Origin of the sequence: Streptomyces sp. URMC 126 (assembly GCF_051386555.1) — a bacterium.
Taxonomy (GTDB): Bacteria; Actinomycetota; Actinomycetes; order Streptomycetales; family Streptomycetaceae; genus Streptomyces.
In genome coordinates this window covers 1-16,454 of the sequence record NZ_JBPQTX010000150.1, presented here as the reverse complement: position 1 = coordinate 16,454, position 16,454 = coordinate 1, and the positions used below count along the sequence as shown (strand labels likewise).

Genomic DNA, 16,454 nt, shown 5'->3' with positions numbered 1-16,454 from the left:
CGCCGGGAGCGGCCGGGGGCGCTCCCGGCGACGAGACCGGCGGTGAGGGCGCGCCCGCCGCGTCGTCGGCGCTCTCGGTGCCGCACGCGGTGAGGGCGCCGACCGCGCAGAGCAGGGCCGCCAGGGGCGGCGTGAGGCGGCGGAGGCGTGGGTGAACGGTCATGGGAACGAGTGTTCCTGCTTGGGGTGGCCGTGTCCTGAGTACGCGTACTCGGATGGCGCTGGAACGTTTCGGGAGCGGAAGCGACAGGCTGACGGGGGACCGGCCCGCCCCCTTCCCGGACTAGACCGCGCCGCGTGCCGCCGCGACGTTGTCGATCATCCGGCGGAGCATCCGCAGCGCCCCCACGTACTCCTCGTCCGTGATGCCCTCGTGGATCTCCGTCCGCATCCGGTCGACCAGTTCCTTGGTACGGGCCTTGGCGGCCCGCCCGGCGTCCGTCAGCCGCAGCGCGCCCTGGCCACCTCCGTCACCCTCGCCGCCGGCCGTCAGCCAGCCGCGGGCGAGCAGGCTGTCGGCCGCCCGGCCGATCTCGTCCGGCTCGACGCCGATGGTGCCGCCGAGGCGCTCGACCAGCTCGGCCCGGCTCCGTCCGGCGGGGCCGGCACCCGTCACCTGGTTGAGGATCCACCACTGCGGCTGGGTGATGTCGACGCCCGCCATCCCGTCCCGGATGTGCCGGATGACGGCGTCGTGGGCCACACCGCTCCAGTAGCCGATGGGCTGCGCGGCGAGGGCGGCGAAGTCGTCGGGGGTGTCCGGGTCGGCGGAGGTCACGAAGGTGGGCCGGTGCGTCATGCGGATGACGCTAGGACCTCGACCACGGTTGAGATCAAGGACCAAGTCATCCCCTACGAGTGGTACCGCGGGAACTCGGAGGTATCGACGGTCCATTCACCCACGGGCACCTTGTCGCCGAATACGTAGTCGTGCCGACCGCGGTAGCACCGCTGCCCGTCGGTCCCCGGACCGGGGTCGGACATGACGGTGACCGTGCCCTTGCGAGGGTCGACCAGGAGGTACAGGGGGATGCCGAGGGCGGGATAGTCGCGCGCCTTCTGGGCGTAGTCGTTCGCGTGGTTGGACGGCGAGACGATCTCCGCGGCGACTTCCAGATCCCTGGGGTGGAAAGGCCCGGGTGTGTCCATCGCAGGCTCCGGGAGGACGACCAGGTCCGGTCGGCGGAGGATGCCGAGTTCCGGATCCTCCACATCCCCGCCGGTGTGGGCGACGAGGTCGTCCGGAAGCTGTCGGTCGAGCTGCCGCCGCAACCGCATGGCAACGAGTTCATGCGTGCCGGAGGGGCTCATCATCATGACGATGGTGCCGTCCGAGATCTCGACCTTGCCCGCGTCGGGCAGGGCGGACAACTCGTCCGCGATGGCGCGCATCCGTGCGTAATCCATGATTCGGCTCCTGCCGAGTGCGTGCTGCGAGCGCTGACGGTGTCATCGTCCCACGCACCTGTGACAACGGCCGGTCCCCCGGAGCGACGACGGCCGGGCCCGAGAACGACGACGGCCGGGCCCGCGAGATCCGCGGGGCCCGGCCGTCGTCACCGCACGAGTGGCGCTACTTCACCGGTTCCGGGTCCGGCTCCGGTGCGGCGGCCGTCTCGCCGTCGCCCTCCGGCTCCACCGGCGTCTTCACCGACTCCAGCAGCAGCTGGGCGACGTCCACGACCTGGATGGACTCCTTCGCCTTGCCGTCGTTCTTCTTCCCGTTGACCGAGTCGGTCAGCATGACGAGACAGAAGGGGCAGGCGGTGGAGACGATGTCCGGGTTGAGGGACAGCGCCTCGTCCACGCGCTCGTTGTTGATGCGCTTGCCGATACGCTCCTCCATCCACATGCGCGCGCCGCCGGCGCCGCAGCAGAAGCCGCGCTCCTTGTGGCGGTGCATCTCCTCGTTCCGCAGGCCCGGCACCTTGGCGATGATCTCGCGCGGCGGCGTGTAGACCTTGTTGTGGCGGCCGAGGTAGCACGGGTCGTGGTAGGTGATCAGGCCCTCGACCGGGGTGACCGGGACGAGCTTCCCCTCGTCCACGAGGTGCTGGAGCAGCTGCGTGTGGTGGATGACCTCGTACTCGCCGCCGAGCTGCGGGTACTCGTTGGCGATGGTGTTGAAGCAGTGCGGGCAGGTCGCGACGATCTTCTTCTTCGACTTCTCGACCTTGACGCCCTCTTCGGCGTCCTCGCCGAACGCCATGTTCAGCATCTCGACGTTCTGCTGGCCGAGCTGCTGGAAGAGGAACTCGTTGCCCAGCCGGCGCGCCGAGTCACCGGTGCACGCTTCGTCGCCGCCCATGATGGCGAACTTCACGCCCGCCATGTGCAGCAGTTCCGCGAACGCCTTGGTGGTCTTCTTGGCGCGGTCCTCCAGGGCGCCGGCGCAGCCGACCCAGTAGAGGTAGTCGACCTCGGTGAGGTCCTCGATGTCCTTGCCGACGACCGGGACCTCGAAGTCGACCTCCTTGGTCCACGCCAGGCGCTGCTTCTTGGCGAGACCCCAGGGGTTGCCCTTCTTCTCCAGGTTCTTGAGCATCGTGCCCGCCTCGGACGGGAACGAGGACTCGATCATCACCTGGTAGCGGCGCATGTCGACGATGTGGTCGACGTGCTCGATGTCCACCGGGCACTGCTCCACGCAGGCACCGCAGGTGGTGCAGGACCACAGGACGTCCGGGTCGATGACGCCGTTCTCCTCCAGCGTCCCGATCAGCGGGCGCTCGGCCTCGGCCAGGGCGGCGGCCGGGACGTCCTTCAACTGCTCCTCGGTGGCCTTCTCCTCGCCCTCCGCGGTCTTGCCGCCGCCCGCGAGCAGGTACGGCGCCTTGGCGTGCGCGTGGTCGCGCAGCGACATGATCAGCAGCTTCGGGGAGAGCGGCTTGCCGGTGTTCCAGGCGGGGCACTGCGACTGGCAGCGGCCGCACTCGGTGCAGGTGGAGAAGTCGAGGATGCCCTTCCAGGAGAACTCCTCGACCTTGGAGACGCCGAAGACGTCGTCCTCGCCCGGGTCCTCGAAGTCGATCGGCTTGCCGCCGCTGGTCATCGGCTGCAGCGCGCCCAGGGCGACGTCGCCGCTCGCCTCACGCTTGAACCAGATGTTCGGGAAGGCCAGGAAGCGGTGCCAGGCGACGCCCATGTCCGTCTTCAGGGAGACCGTGATCATCCAGATGAAGGACGTCGCGATCTTCAGGCCCGCGAAGAAGTAGGTGAGGTTCTGGAGCGTGGAGACGTCCATCCCCTCCAGCCACGAGACGACCGGGTACGAGATGAAGAACGACGCCTCGTAGCCGTCCACGTGGTGCTGGGCGCCCTCCAGCGCGTGCAGCATGAAGATGCAGACGCCGACGATGAGGATGACGGACTCGACGAAGTACGCCTGGCCGGTGTTGGAGCCGGCGAAGCGGGACTTGCGGCCCGGCTTGTCCGGCCGGTTCAGCTGCCGGATGACGATCAGCGTCAGGATGCCGAGCGCGGTCATCGTGCCGAGGAACTCGACGAAGACGTTGTACGGCGCCCAGTCGCCGATGACCGGCAGGAGCCAGTCGGCCTGGAAGAGCTGGCCGATGGCGTTGACGATCGTCAGCAGCAGGGAGAAGAAGCCCACCGCCACGAACCAGTGCGCGACGCCGACGACGCCCCACTTGTTCATCCGGGTGTGGCCGAGGAACTCCTTGACCACCGTGACCGTGCGGCCGGCCGGATCGTCGGTGCGCGTGCCGGCGGGGACGGGCTGGCCGATCCGTACGAAGCGGTAGATCTGCAGGATGGCACGGCCGAACAGCGCGACACCGACCGCGATGAGGACCAGCGACACAATGATCGCGGCGAGTTGCATGGAAGGCTCCTCGGGCCTGCGAGAGCGGGATTACTACTCGGTAACTTATCCAGTCCGTACGAGACTACTCACTCTCGCGCCCGCGATATACCCGCAGCGCCGGTGATCTGCGTCGCGCGGGCCTTCTCCGGTCCGTACGACTTCCGCGCCGGGAGCCGTCTTGCGGATAAGCCCCGCATAAGAGTTGAGTCGGCCCGACTCAGCTCCGTTGACAGTCCGCCATCCGTGTTGCACCCTTGAGTCTGTTCCACTCAAGTCAGCTGGAGGAATCGACATGGCACGTGCGGTCGGCATCGACCTGGGTACGACGAACTCCGTCGTCAGTGTTCTCGAAGGCGGTGAGCCCACCGTCATCACCAACGCCGAGGGCGCCAGGACCACGCCGTCCGTCGTCGCCTTCGCGAAGAACGGCGAGGTCCTGGTCGGTGAGGTCGCCAAGCGCCAGGCCGTGACCAACGTCGACAGGACCATCCGGTCGGTCAAGCGCCACATGGGCACCGACTGGAAGATCAACCTGGACGGCAAGGACTTCAACCCCCAGCAGATCTCCGCCTTCATCCTGCAGAAGCTGAAGCGGGACGCCGAGGCGTACCTGGGCGAGAAGGTCACGGACGCGGTCATCACCGTCCCGGCGTACTTCAACGACTCCGAGCGTCAGGCCACCAAGGAGGCCGGTGAGATCGCGGGCCTCAACGTCCTGCGCATCGTCAACGAGCCCACCGCGGCCGCCCTGGCCTACGGTCTCGACAAGGACGACCAGACCATTCTCGTCTTCGACCTCGGTGGCGGCACCTTCGACGTGTCCCTGCTGGAGATCGGCGACGGCGTCGTCGAGGTGAAGGCCACCAACGGTGACAACCACCTCGGTGGTGACGACTGGGACCAGCGCGTCGTCGACTACCTGGTCAAGCAGTTCCAGAACGGTCACGGCGTCGACCTGTCCAAGGACAAGATGGCCCTCCAGCGCCTCCGCGAGGCCGCCGAGAAGGCCAAGATCGAGCTGTCCTCGTCCACCGAGACGACGATCAATCTGCCCTACATCACGGCCTCCGCCGAGGGCCCGCTGCACCTGGACGAGAAGCTCACCCGCGCCCAGTTCCAGCAGCTCACCGCGGACCTGCTGGAGCGCTGCAAGACCCCGTTCCACAACGTCATCAAGGACGCGGGCATCGCCCTCTCCGAGATCGACCACGTGGTCCTCGTCGGTGGCTCCACCCGTATGCCCGCCGTCGCCGAGCTCGTCAAGGAGCTGACCGGCGGCCGTGAGGCCAACAAGGGCGTCAACCCGGACGAGGTCGTCGCCATCGGCGCCTCGCTCCAGGCCGGTGTCCTCAAGGGCGAGGTCAAGGACGTCCTGCTGCTCGACGTCACCCCGCTGTCCCTCGGCATCGAGACCAAGGGCGGCATCATGACCAAGCTGATCGAGCGCAACACCACGATCCCGACCAAGCGCTCCGAGATCTTCACGACGGCCGAGGACAACCAGCCGTCCGTGCAGATCCAGGTCTACCAGGGCGAGCGCGAGATCGCGGCGTACAACAAGAAGCTCGGCATGTTCGAGCTGACCGGTCTGCCCCCGGCGCCGCGCGGCGTCCCGCAGATCGAGGTCACCTTCGACATCGACGCCAACGGCATCATGCACGTGGCCGCGAAGGACCTCGGCACCGGCAAGGAGCAGAAGATGACCGTCACCGGCGGCTCCTCGCTGCCGAAGGACGAGGTCGACCGGATGCGCGAGGAGGCCGAGAAGTACGCGGAGGAGGACCACAAGCGCCGCGAGGCCGCCGAGACCCGCAACCAGGCCGAGCAGCTCGTCTACCAGACGGAGAAGTTCCTCAAGGACAACGCGGAGAAGGTCCCCGGCGACGTCAAGACCGAGGTCGAGACCGCCGTCACCGAGCTGAAGGACAAGCTCAAGGGTGAGGACACCGCGGAGATCCGCACCGCGTCCGAGAAGGTCGCCGCCGTCAGCCAGAAGCTCGGCCAGGCCCTGTACGCCGACGCCCAGGGTGCCGCGGGCGCCGAGGGTGCCGCCGGTGCCGGTGCCGCCGGTGCGGGCCAGCAGGCCAAGGCCGACGACGACGTCGTCGACGCCGAGATCGTGGACGAGGACAAGCCGAAGGGCGGTGCGTCGGCGTGACGGAGGAGACCCCGGGCTTCGACGAAAAGCCTGAAGGCACTCCCTCCGACGACTCGGCCGACGAGAAGGGCGCCGGTCCCGCCGACAAGGCGGGCCCGGCCCCGGCCGGGGAGGAGCTGGTCGAGGTAGGCCTCCAGGCGCAGCTGGACCAGGCGCAGGCCGCGCTCAACGAGCGCACCGCGGACCTCCAGCGGCTCCAGGCGGAGTACCAGAACTACCGCCGGCGCGTCGAGCGCGACCGGGTGCAGGTCAAGGAGGTCGCCGTGGCGAACCTCCTGTCCGAACTGCTCCCCACGCTCGACGACATCGGCCGCGCCCGTGACCACGGCGAGCTCGTCGGCGGCTTCAAGTCCGTCGCCGAGTCCCTGGAGACGGTCGTGGCGAAGATGGGCCTCCAGCAGTTCGGCAAGGAGGGCGAGCCCTTCGACCCGCTGATCCACGAAGCCCTGATGCACAGCTACGCGCCGGACGTCACCGAGACGACGTGCGTGCAGATCCTGCAGCCGGGGTATCGCATCGGCGAGCGCACGATCCGCCCCGCGCGGGTCGCGGTCGCCGAGCCGCAGCCGGGCGCCCAGGGCAAGGGCGAGGGCGAGTCGGACGAGGAGAGCGGTGGCCCGGACGAGGGCTGACGCGATGACGCACGGCACTGACCGCACGCACCGGGAGGAGGGACGCCGGGGATGAGCACCAAGGACTTCGTGGAGAAGGACTACTACAAGGTCCTCGGCGTGCCCAAGGACGCGGCCGAGGCCGACATCAAGAAGGCGTACCGGAAGCTCGCCCGTGAGTTCCACCCGGACGCCAACAAGGGCGACGCCTCGGCCGAGGAGCGGTTCAAGGAGATCTCCGAGGCGTACGACGTCCTCGCCGATCCCAAGCGCCGCAAGGAGTACGACGACGCCCGGGCGCTGTTCGGCAACGGCGGCTTCCGGGCCGGCCCCGGCGCCGGCGGTTCCTTCAACTTCGACCTGGGCGACCTCTTCGGGGGCGCCCAGGGCGGGGCGGGGGCCGGCGGCTTCGGCGGCGGGCTGGGCGACGTCTTCGGCGGCCTCTTCAACCGGGGCGGCGGCACCACGCGCACCCAGCCGCGCCGCGGCCAGGACATCGAGTCCGAGGTGACGCTCAGCTTCACCGAGGCGGTGGACGGGGCCACGGTCCCGCTCCGGATGTCCTCCTCGGCGGCCTGCAAGGCGTGCTCCGGCACCGGCGACAAGGCCGGCACCCCGCGGGTCTGCCCGACTTGTGTGGGCACCGGCCAGGTGTCGCGCGGCACCGGCGGCGGCTTCTCGCTCACCGACCCCTGCCCGGACTGCAAGGGCCGCGGGCTGATCCCCGAGAACCCCTGTGACGTCTGCAAGGGCAGTGGCCGGGCCACGTCCTCCCGCACCATGCAGGTACGGATCCCGGCGGGCGTCTCCGACGGCCAGCGGATCCGGCTGCGCGGCAAGGGGGCGCCGGGCGAGCGCGGCGGGCCCAACGGCGACCTGTACGTCGTGGTGCACGTCGGCGAGCACCCGGTCTTCGGCCGCAAGGGCGACAACCTCACCGTCACCGTGCCCGTCACCTTCCCGGAGGCGGCGCTCGGCGGCGAGGTGAAGGTGCCCACCCTCGGCGGGCCGCCGGTCACCCTGCGGATCCCGCCGGGCACGCCCAACGGGCGCACCATGCGGGCTCGTGGCAAGGGAGCGCTCCGCAAGGACGGCACCCGCGGCGACCTGCTGGTCACCGTGGAGGTCGTGGTTCCCAAGGATCTCGACGACAAGGCCAGGGACGCCCTGGAGACCTTCCGCGACGCCACGGCGGGTGAGGACCCGCGCGCGGAGCTGTTCCGGGCGGCGAAGGGAGAGTGACCGTGATGAACGGCGACGGCCGCACCCGTCGGCGCTTCGAACCCGCTCAGCCGTACGAGCTGACCGATGAGTCGCCCGTGTACGTCATCTCGGTCGCGGCTCAGCTCTCGGGCCTGCACCCGCAGACCCTGCGCCAGTACGACCGCCTCGGCCTGGTCTCGCCCGACCGCACGGCCGGGCGCGGCCGCCGCTACTCGGCCCGCGACATCCAGCTGCTCCGTCAGGTGCAGCAGTTGTCGCAGGACGAGGGCATCAACCTGGCCGGCATCAAGCGCATCATCGAGCTGGAGAACCAGGTGGCCGCGCTGTCGGCGCGGGTCGCCGAGCTCCAGGCGGTCGTCGACGGCGCCGCCGCCGCGATGCGGCAGCGCGAGGCGGCGGTGCACGCCTCGTACCGGCGGGATCTGGTTCCGTACCAGGAGATGCAGCAGACGAGCGCGTTGGTCGTCTGGCACCCGCCGAAGCGGGACCGCTGATCCCGGATCCCGGATCCCGGATCCCGCGTTTCCGTTCCGGTTCGGACCTGAGAGGCCTGCCGCCCGTGAGGGGGGTGGGCCTCTTTGCCGTGTCCGCTTGGTCATATCCGCTTGGCCGTATCTGCTTCGTCGTGTCTGCCGGGGTGCTGCGGCCGGGGCGGGGCAAACGTTTCTCCACAGGGGGTTTTCCACAGGCATGGCAGCCGCGCCATCACTCCGTCACACTCAGTGAGCATGAGTGTGAAAAAGCGCGGAGAGTCACGGAAGTGGGCGGGGGTGGTCGCGTTGGCGGGCGCGCAGGGTGGTGTCGTGGCGCTGTCGCAGGCGGAGCGGCTGGGCTGGTCGCGGTCCGGCTTGCGGAGCCGGCTGCGGAGGGACGGCTGGCGGGCCGTGGGCCCGGGAGTGTTCGCCGAGCCGGGGCGGACGCCGGGACTGCTGGAGCGGTTGTGGGCACATCAGCTGGCCCGCCCGGAGCTGGTGGTCAGCCACTGGGCGGCGGCGGTGGTGCACGGCATCGAACGGCGGGCGGCGGGGCCGGAGTTCACGGGGCCGGGCGGGAGAAGCCTGCCCGGCGGGCAGGGCACATTGCACCGGCTGCGGCTCCGGCCGGACGAGGTGACGCACCGGGACGGACTGGCGGTGACGACGGTGCCGCGCACCCTGGCCGACCTCTTATGGGCCGGCCCCCGGGACGACGCGCTGGTGGCGGTGGAGTCCGCGGTCGGCCGTCGCCCTGATGGCGAGGGAGGGTCGCGCGGTCCGCTGACCGTCCTCGACGCCGTTCGGGACGCGGTGCGGGACGGCGCGGGGATGCGCGGGTGGCGGCGTGCGCAGGGCTGGCTCGCTCTCGCCGACGAGCGGGCGGGCTCCCCGGCGGAGACGATCGCCCGGCTGCGGATGAACGACGCGGGCCTCTACCCGGAACCGCAGGCCGAGCTGGTCCTCCCCGGCGGGCGCCGGGTGTATCCGGACTTCTTCTTCCGGGGGCAGGGCCTGGTGGTGGAGATCGAGGGGTACGCCTGGCACGGCGACCGGGCGCGGCACCAGCGGGACATCGCCCGTTACAACGAGCTGGTGCGCTGCCCCGAGGTACGGCGGGTCCTGCGGTTCACGGCCGACGACGTCTTCCTCCGGCCGGTGACGATGGTCCGGACGCTCCGGCGGGCCCTGGAGGGCGCCGGGAGTGCGGAGAGCGTGGGGAGCGGGGTGAGTGCGGGATGGGGGCCGGCTTCGTGAGGCGGTGGGGCGGCCGGGTGCGGCGGTTACTCGGGCGCCGGAGCGGTGCCCGGCCCGGGCCGCAGGACGGTGCCTCGTCCGGGTCGCGCAGTGGCGTCCCGGCTGAGATCCAGGGTCAGGACGATCTCTCCGTCCTCCAGGTCGCCCGTCTCGCCGAAGCCCGCCGCGCGGTAGAGGCGGAAGGCGACGTGGTTGCCCGGCACGACGCTCAGCCGGACGCGGGTGTGACCTGCCGCGCGGACGCGGTCGAGGACGGCGGCGAGCCCGGCGTGGCCGAGCCGGCGCCCCTGGAAGCGGTGGTCGATCATGTACCGGCAGAGCGTGACGGTCCCCGGGGTGTCATCCGCCGGCCTGAGGAGAGCGAAACCGATCAGTTCGGAACCCTGGCGGACGGCCAGGGGCTCCGCTGTCGGATGAGCCCACGCGTCCGCGAGGGACCGGACGTTCGGGGCGACGTAGTCGCGCTGACCGGGCAGGACGTCGAGGGCTATCACCGCCTCATAGGTGTCGGCGGTGACGGGCTCGCAGTGCACGGGAACCATGCGGGGCATCCTAAATCGCGGGCCGACGGGGTGTGGCGGCGATTTCGAGCGGTCGGCAACTCCGTACGACGGCAAGGGGGTTGTGGCTCCTCAGGAGATGCGCTGGGAGCCCATCGCCCGGCTGACGGCGATCTCGATCAGTACGCGGTCGGGGTTCGGTTCCGGGGTTCGCTCGTAGCGCTCGGCGTACCGGGCGACGGCGTCGGCGACGGCGTCCGGCTCCGTGCGGACGACGGCCGTGCCTTCCAGGGTGGCCCATTGCCCGCCCGGGGCGACCTGGCAGAGCGCGACGCGGAGGCCGTCCGGGCCGGCGGCGAGGACGTTGGCGACCTTGACGCTCTGCTTGCGGGTGATCACCCGGGCTATGCGCGCCTCCGGGTCGAAGGTGGCGCCCACGGGCACGACGTGCGGGGTGCCGTTGGGGCGGAGGGTGGTGAGGGTCGGGAAGTGGCGCTCGCGCCAGAACGCGACGTAGGCGTCCGGCAGGTCGCGGAGGTCGTAGGCCATGGCCGCCAGGGTAGTGGGCCGGGGGTCAGAGGAAGTCGGTGGTGTCGAGTTCGAAGTCGAAGGGAGCGGGGAGGGGGAGCGACTTGCCGAAGGGGACACTGTGCGTCTCCGCGTAGTCCTCCCGCGCCGGCTCGGCGAAGAGGGTCACCGTGCTGTCGTCGCGGTCCACGAGGAGGTAGAGGGGGATGCCGGCGCGGGCGTAGCAGTGGCGCTTGGTGACGCGGTCGCACGGCGACGTGTCTCCGGTCACCTCGGCCACCAGTGCCACGCCGTCGGGGAGCATCCAGGTCGGCGCGCCGCGGAAGAGGCGCTTCTCGCGAGGGGCGAAGGTGGCATCAGGGAAGACGTGGTTCTCCGGACGGGAGCCGCCGGACGGCAGCCTCAGACCCTTGTTGCCCGAGAACTGCATGCGCGCCTTCGACCGGTCGTAGACCTGGGCGACGATCAGCTCGACGGCGTCCTCATGGTCGCCGTCCGGTGCCGCTGGCACGACGATGCTCCCCTCGACGAGCTCCGCACGGAACCCCTCGGGGGGCTCCATGGCGAGGAAGTACTCCAGGAAGGCCTCTTCCGGCGTCGTCGGCCCCGCGTCTCGTCCGTCTTGCGTCCCTTGTGCCGGGGCCGTCATGCCTCACCTCCCGTCGACCGAGCGCCAGCATCCCGGACGGCCACCGGTGGCGGGCCGTTCGTCGTACCGGTTCACTCGCAAGGGGGAGAGTCCGGGCGGACTACCGAGGCAAGGGTTGAGTGGAATAGACTCAACTTATCGCACGTTGATGGAAGCAGGACGAAGTAGCGAACCCGAGGAGGAGCTCCCCGTCGTGGATGCCGAGCTGACCAACAAGAGCCGTGAGGCGCTGAGCGCCGCCCATGAGCGGGCCGTGTCGGCCGGGCATGCCGATATGACCCCCGCCCACCTGCTGCTGGCCCTGCTGGCCGGGCAGGAGAACGAGAACCTGCTCGACCTGCTGGCCGCCGTGGAGGCGGACGCCGCGGTGCTGCGCGGTGGGGCCGAGCGGGTGCTGGCCGGGCTGCCGAGTGTGCAGGGGTCGACCGTGGCGCCGCCGCAGCCCACCCGGGAGCTGCAGGCCGTGCTGGTGGACGCCGGGGAGCGGGCCCGTGACCTGGGGGACGAGTACATCTCCACCGAGCACCTGCTGATCGGGCTCGCCGCCAAGGGCGGCCGGATCGCCGAGCTGCTGGAGCAGCAGCGGGCCTCCGCCAAGCGGCTGCTCGACGCGTTCGAGAAGGCGCGCGGCGGGCAGCGGGTGACGACCGCCGACCCCGAGGGCACGTACAAGGCGCTGGAGAAGTTCGGCACGGACTTCACCGCCGCCGCGCGGGACGGGAAGCTCGACCCGGTCATCGGGCGGGACCACGAGATCCGCCGCGTGGTGCAGGTCCTCTCCCGCCGCACCAAGAACAACCCCGTCCTCATCGGCGAGCCGGGCGTCGGCAAGACGGCCGTCGTGGAGGGGCTGGCGCAGCGGATAGTGAAGGGCGACGTCCCGGAGTCGCTGAAGGACAAGCGGCTGGTCTCGCTCGACCTCGGCGCGATGGTGGCCGGTGCCAAGTACCGCGGTGAGTTCGAGGAGCGGCTGAAGACCGTCCTGGCCGAGATCAAGGCCAGCGAGGGCCGGATCATCACCTTCATCGACGAGCTGCACACCGTCGTCGGCGCGGGCGCCGGCGGGGACTCGGCGATGGACGCGGGCAACATGCTCAAGCCGATGCTGGCCCGCGGCGAGCTCCGCATGGTGGGCGCGACGACGCTGGACGAGTACCGGGAGCGGATCGAGAAGGACCCGGCGCTGGAGCGGCGCTTCCAGCAGGTGCTGGTCGCCGAGCCGTCCGTGGAGGACTCCATCGCGATCCTGCGCGGGCTCAAGGGCCGCTACGAGGCGCACCACAAGGTGCAGATCGCCGACGCCGCGCTGGTCGCCGCCGCGACGCTCTCCGACCGCTACATCACCTCCCGGTTCCTGCCGGACAAGGCGATCGACCTGGTCGACGAGGCCGCCTCCCGGCTCCGGATGGAGATCGACTCCTCGCCGCTGGAGATCGACGAGCTCCAGCGGTCCGTGGACCGGCTCAAGATGGAGGAGCTGGCGCTCCGCAACGAGACCGACGAGGCGAGCAAGGAGCGGCTGGACAAGCTCCGCCGCGACCTCGCCGACAAGGAGGAGGAGCTGCGCGGGCTCACCGCGCGCTGGGAGAAGGAGAAGCAGTCCCTCAACCGCGTCGGTGAGCTGAAGGAACGCCTCGACGACCTGCGCGGGCAGGCCGAACGCGCCCAGCGCGACGGCGACTTCGACACCGCGTCCAAGCTGCTCTACGGCGAGATCCCGGCCGTCGAGCGGGAGCTGGAGGAGGCCGCCGAGGCCGAGGCCGAGCAGGAGGCGGCGTCCCGCGACCTCATGGTCAAGGAGGAGGTCGGCCCCGACGACATCGCCGAGGTCGTGGCCGCCTGGACCGGCATCCCGGCCGGCCGCCTGCTGGAGGGCGAGACGCAGAAGCTGCTGCGTATGGAGGAGGAACTGGGCAAGCGGCTGATCGGGCAGGAGGAGGCCGTCCGGGCCGTCTCCGACGCGGTGCGCCGCTCGCGCGCCGGGATCGCCGACCCCGACCGGCCCACCGGCTCGTTCCTCTTCCTCGGCCCGACCGGCGTCGGCAAGACCGAGCTGGCCAAGGCGCTCGCGGACTTCCTCTTCGACGACGAGCGGGCGATGGTCCGCATCGACATGAGCGAGTACGGCGAGAAGCACTCGGTCGCCCGGCTGGTGGGCGCGCCTCCCGGCTACGTCGGCTACGAGGAGGGCGGTCAGCTGACGGAGGCGGTGCGCCGCCGGCCGTACACCGTGGTGCTGCTGGACGAGGTGGAGAAGGCACACCACGAGGTCTTCGACATCCTGCTGCAGGTCCTGGACGACGGGCGGCTCACCGACGGCCAGGGACGGACGGTCGACTTCCGCAACACCATCCTCATCCTCACCTCCAACCTGGGTTCGACCTATCTGGTCGACCCGTTGCTGAAGGAGGAGCAGAAGCGGGAGAAGGTGCTGGAGACGGTCCGGACCGCCTTCCGCCCGGAGTTCCTCAACCGGCTCGACGACATCGTGGTCTTCCACCCGCTGGGCACCGGCCAGTTGGAGCGGATCGCCCGGATCCAGATCGACCAGCTCCAGCGTCGGCTCGCCGACCGCCGGCTCGCTCTGGACGTGGACGAGTCCGCGCTGCGCTGGCTGGCCACGCTCGGCCACGAGGGCCCGGAGGAGGCGCCCGACCTCACCTACGGCGCCCGGCCCCTGCGCCGGCTGGTGCAGACCGCGATCGGCGACCGGCTGGCGCGCGCCATCCTCGCCGGCGAGGTGCGGGACGGTGACACGGTCCGCGTCGAGCGGGTCCCCGGTGAGGAGGGGCTGTCCGTGCGGCCGGCCGGCCGGGGCTGACGGCAGGGCCGGATCGGCCCCGGTGCGAAGACCAGAGCGAAGACCAGAGCGAAGACCGGGGTGAAGACCGGGTCGGAGCGGGTCGGAGCGGGGCGGATCGGGCCGAACGGGCCGGGACCGCACCTCCTGGCGCGTGGTCGGTGAGCGACGCATGCGCCAGGGGTTGCGGGGCAGGGGCTGGTGTGGGGGAGGATGGCCGCAACCGTACGAAGGGAAATCCACGGTGAGCATCGACCCGTCCTCGATTCCGAATTTCGGGGGCCAGCCCGAGCCGCAGCCCGAAGAGACGGGCCCGGCCGGTCCCGTCATCCCCGACCAGGACCTGGTCAAGCAGCTCCTGGAGCAGATGGAGCTGAAGTACCTCGTGGACGACGAGGGTGACCTCGCGGCTCCGTGGGAGCAGTTCCGTACGTACTTCATGTTCCGCGGTGAGGAGGAGCAGCAGGTCTTCTCCGTGCGGACGTTCTACGACCGGCCGCACGGCATCGACGACAAGGGCAAGCTGCTCGAGGTCATCGACGACTGGAACCGCCGCACCCTGTGGCCGAAGGTCTACACCCACACCAACGACGACGGCACGGTCCGCCTCATCGGCGAGGCGCAGATGCTGATCGGCGTCGGGGTGTCGCTGGAGCACTTCGTGTCCAGCACCGTCAGCTGGGTCCGTGCCTCGGTCGAGTTCGACCGCTGGCTGGTGGAGCAGCTGGGCCTGGAGGAGGACCTGGAGTCCGGCGACGGCGACGGCGACGACAAGCCCGACGCCGAGGCCTGATCCCCGGAAGTCCCCAGGGGCGCCCTCACATGGGCAGCCGGGCCGCCGTCACCAGGTAGGTCCCGTATACGAACGAGAGCCCGGCCAGCGCGCCGACCGTCACCACGACGGTGCGCGTCCGGGCTCTCGTCATGCCCAGGGCCAGCGGGATCAGCAGCGGGAAGGCGGGCAGCAGGAAGCGCGGCTTGGACGCGAAGTAGCTGGAGCCGCCGAGGGCGATCACACACAGGACGAGGGTGTACGCCAGCAGCGGGGCGGGCGGCCGCTCCGGCAGGAGGAAGGCCAGCGCGACCAGCGCGACGACCAGGACGGCCAGCGAACCGTAGTACGCCATCACGTCCCGGCCGGTGAACAGGTGCCGGACGAAGCGGAACGCGTCGGCGCCGAAGTCGAACCGCGACCCCCAGCGCCGCTGGACGGTGAAGTAGCCCAGCGGGCCGAACCCCGAGCGGTACCCGGCCCACAGCACGTACCCGGCCCAGCCCAGCGGGGCGAGCGCGAGGCCGGTCCACAGCCGCCGGTCGGCGCGGAAGCGCGGCTCGCGGCGCAGGAGGACGAGCATGGCGCAGCCGACGGCGGCGACCACGGCGATGGCGTTGGGCCGGGACAGCCCGGCGGCCAGCGCGAGGGCGCCCGCCCAGACGTGCCGGCGGGTGACGACGGCGTAGAGGGCCCAGGCGGCGAGGGCGGTCATCAGGGACTCGGTGTAGCCCATCGTCTGCACGATGGAGTGCGGCAGCAGCCCCCAGAGGAGCACCAGCCAGGTGGCCGCCCGGCGCCCGTACAGGCGCTCGCCGACCGCGTAGATCCCCCAGGCCGCGCAGGCCGCGGCCGTCCAGGCGACGACGAGCTGCGCGGAGACGATCGAGAACGGGGTCAGCACCGTCACCGTGTGCACGAGGCCGGGGAAGAGCGGGAAGAACGCGTAATCGCTGTAGATGACCGAGTGGCTGGTGGGGGACGGGAGGATCAGGCCGTAACCGTCCTCGGCGATGCCCGCGTACCAGATCGCGTCCCAGGAGTGGCCGAGCAGAGTGCGCGGATGCCGGCCGGTCGACCAGGCCCAGGTGGCCATCACGGCCACGCCGGCCAGCCGGGCCGCGGCGTAGAGCGCGAGCGCGGGCAGGGCGCGGCGCAGGGCCTCGCGCACCCGGTCCACGCGCCGGGCCGCGCCGCCGGCTGGGGCGCGGCGCGGTTCCGGGGCGCGGACGGGCACGGCGGTGTCGGCGGACACGGGACCTCCTCGGGGCACCTCCCCGGCCGGCCGGGGACGGTGCGGCCGGGCCCCGCGGGGACGGGCCGGGCGGCGGGACCGGTCGGAGCGCCGGGGACGGCGCCGGTACGGACGGTGCGGAACGTGCGGCATACCGACCATGCGTCGGGGGCCTCGTGCGCACGATGCGTCACGCCCGTACGGGGCGCGGCTTCCACCCGGCTGGCGCACCGGGACGGCGCGTCGGAGTGCTCCGGGCGGCCCGCGGGCCCGGGCACGGGTGTTCGCGTCGGCCTAGGGTGGGCCGGGTCACGGACAGTCCGGAGGACGACCGGGAGGGGCGTTGATGAGCGCGGAACACGGCGGGGCACCGAGCACGGCACCGAGCGGGGTGCCGGGCGGGGGACGGAACGGGGCCCGGG

General features: G+C 71.1%; 14 protein-coding genes. 7 read left to right on the top strand and 7 right to left on the bottom strand.

Translation table 11 applies throughout. The features are described from left to right. Positions 1 to 283 precede the first annotated feature (283 nt). The 3 genes from ACSNOK_RS19095 to ACSNOK_RS19085 form a co-directional block, all read right to left on the bottom strand. Entirely contained in the window at positions 284 to 799 is a 516-nt protein-coding gene (locus ACSNOK_RS19095) for a MarR family winged helix-turn-helix transcriptional regulator (protein ID WP_436781924.1), read from the bottom strand. 53 nt (positions 800 to 852) lie between these two features. Then, positions 853 to 1,407: a Uma2 family endonuclease gene (locus ACSNOK_RS19090; RefSeq protein ID WP_436781923.1), complete on the bottom strand. Its 555-nt coding sequence runs from the start codon at positions 1,405 to 1,407 to the stop codon at positions 853 to 855. A gap of 166 nt (positions 1,408 to 1,573) precedes the next feature. Continuing rightward, complete coding sequence (locus ACSNOK_RS19085) at positions 1,574 to 3,844, bottom strand: (Fe-S)-binding protein (protein ID WP_436781922.1); 2,271 nt, start codon at positions 3,842 to 3,844, stop codon at positions 1,574 to 1,576. 274 nt (positions 3,845 to 4,118) lie between these two features. Between ACSNOK_RS19085 and dnaK the strand changes: the two genes are divergently transcribed. The 5 genes from dnaK (at position 4,119) to ACSNOK_RS19060 (ending at position 9,549) form a co-directional block, all read left to right on the top strand. Next, entirely contained in the window at positions 4,119 to 5,984 is a 1,866-nt protein-coding gene (dnaK, locus tag ACSNOK_RS19080; protein ID WP_436781921.1) for a molecular chaperone DnaK, read from the top strand. Further along, a complete protein-coding gene (gene grpE, locus ACSNOK_RS19075; protein WP_436781920.1) occupies positions 5,981 to 6,616 on the top strand; it encodes a nucleotide exchange factor GrpE in 636 nt (211 codons plus the stop codon). Before dnaK ends, grpE begins: the two co-directional genes overlap by 4 nt. A gap of 51 nt (positions 6,617 to 6,667) precedes the next feature. After that, positions 6,668 to 7,837 (top strand): molecular chaperone DnaJ, encoded by a 1,170-nt coding sequence (dnaJ, locus tag ACSNOK_RS19070; protein WP_436781919.1) that lies wholly within the window; start codon positions 6,668 to 6,670, stop codon positions 7,835 to 7,837. A gap of 5 nt (positions 7,838 to 7,842) precedes the next feature. Beyond that, positions 7,843 to 8,313 carry a heat shock protein transcriptional repressor HspR gene (locus ACSNOK_RS19065; RefSeq protein WP_436781918.1) on the top strand — a complete coding sequence of 157 codons (471 nt, stop codon included), beginning with the start codon at positions 7,843 to 7,845 and terminating at the stop codon, positions 8,311 to 8,313. A 234-nt stretch (positions 8,314 to 8,547) separates the two neighbouring features. Beyond that, positions 8,548 to 9,549 carry an endonuclease domain-containing protein gene (locus tag ACSNOK_RS19060; RefSeq protein WP_436781917.1) on the top strand — a complete coding sequence of 334 codons (1,002 nt, stop codon included), beginning with the start codon at positions 8,548 to 8,550 and terminating at the stop codon, positions 9,547 to 9,549. Between the two features lie 26 nt (positions 9,550 to 9,575). Here the strand turns inward: ACSNOK_RS19060 and ACSNOK_RS19055 are convergent, their stop codons facing one another. The 3 genes from ACSNOK_RS19055 to ACSNOK_RS19045 all read right to left on the bottom strand — a co-directional run bounded on the left by ACSNOK_RS19055 (position 9,576) and on the right by ACSNOK_RS19045 (position 11,226). After that, a complete protein-coding gene (locus ACSNOK_RS19055) occupies positions 9,576 to 10,091 on the bottom strand; it encodes a GNAT family N-acetyltransferase (protein WP_436781916.1) in 516 nt (171 codons plus the stop codon). A gap of 90 nt (positions 10,092 to 10,181) precedes the next feature. After that, positions 10,182 to 10,598, bottom strand: coding sequence for a pyridoxamine 5'-phosphate oxidase family protein (locus ACSNOK_RS19050; protein ID WP_436781915.1), 417 nt, complete (start codon positions 10,596 to 10,598; stop codon positions 10,182 to 10,184). A 25-nt stretch (positions 10,599 to 10,623) separates the two neighbouring features. After that, positions 10,624 to 11,226, bottom strand: a complete 603-nt coding sequence (locus ACSNOK_RS19045) for a Uma2 family endonuclease (RefSeq protein WP_436781914.1) — start codon at positions 11,224 to 11,226, stop codon at positions 10,624 to 10,626. 193 nt (positions 11,227 to 11,419) lie between these two features. Between ACSNOK_RS19045 and clpB the strand changes: the two genes are divergently transcribed. Both clpB and ACSNOK_RS19035 read left to right on the top strand, forming a co-directional pair. Next, positions 11,420 to 14,047 carry an ATP-dependent chaperone ClpB gene (clpB, locus tag ACSNOK_RS19040; protein ID WP_436781925.1) on the top strand — a complete coding sequence of 876 codons (2,628 nt, stop codon included), beginning with the start codon at positions 11,420 to 11,422 and terminating at the stop codon, positions 14,045 to 14,047. 223 nt (positions 14,048 to 14,270) lie between these two features. Then, on the top strand, positions 14,271 to 14,819 hold the full coding sequence (locus ACSNOK_RS19035; RefSeq protein ID WP_223766122.1) for a YbjN domain-containing protein: 549 nt from the start codon (positions 14,271 to 14,273) through the stop codon (positions 14,817 to 14,819). A 25-nt stretch (positions 14,820 to 14,844) separates the two neighbouring features. Here the strand turns inward: ACSNOK_RS19035 and ACSNOK_RS19030 are convergent, their stop codons facing one another. Beyond that, positions 14,845 to 16,053, bottom strand: a complete 1,209-nt coding sequence (locus tag ACSNOK_RS19030; protein ID WP_436781913.1) for a hypothetical protein — start codon at positions 16,051 to 16,053, stop codon at positions 14,845 to 14,847. Positions 16,054 to 16,454 lie beyond the last annotated feature (401 nt).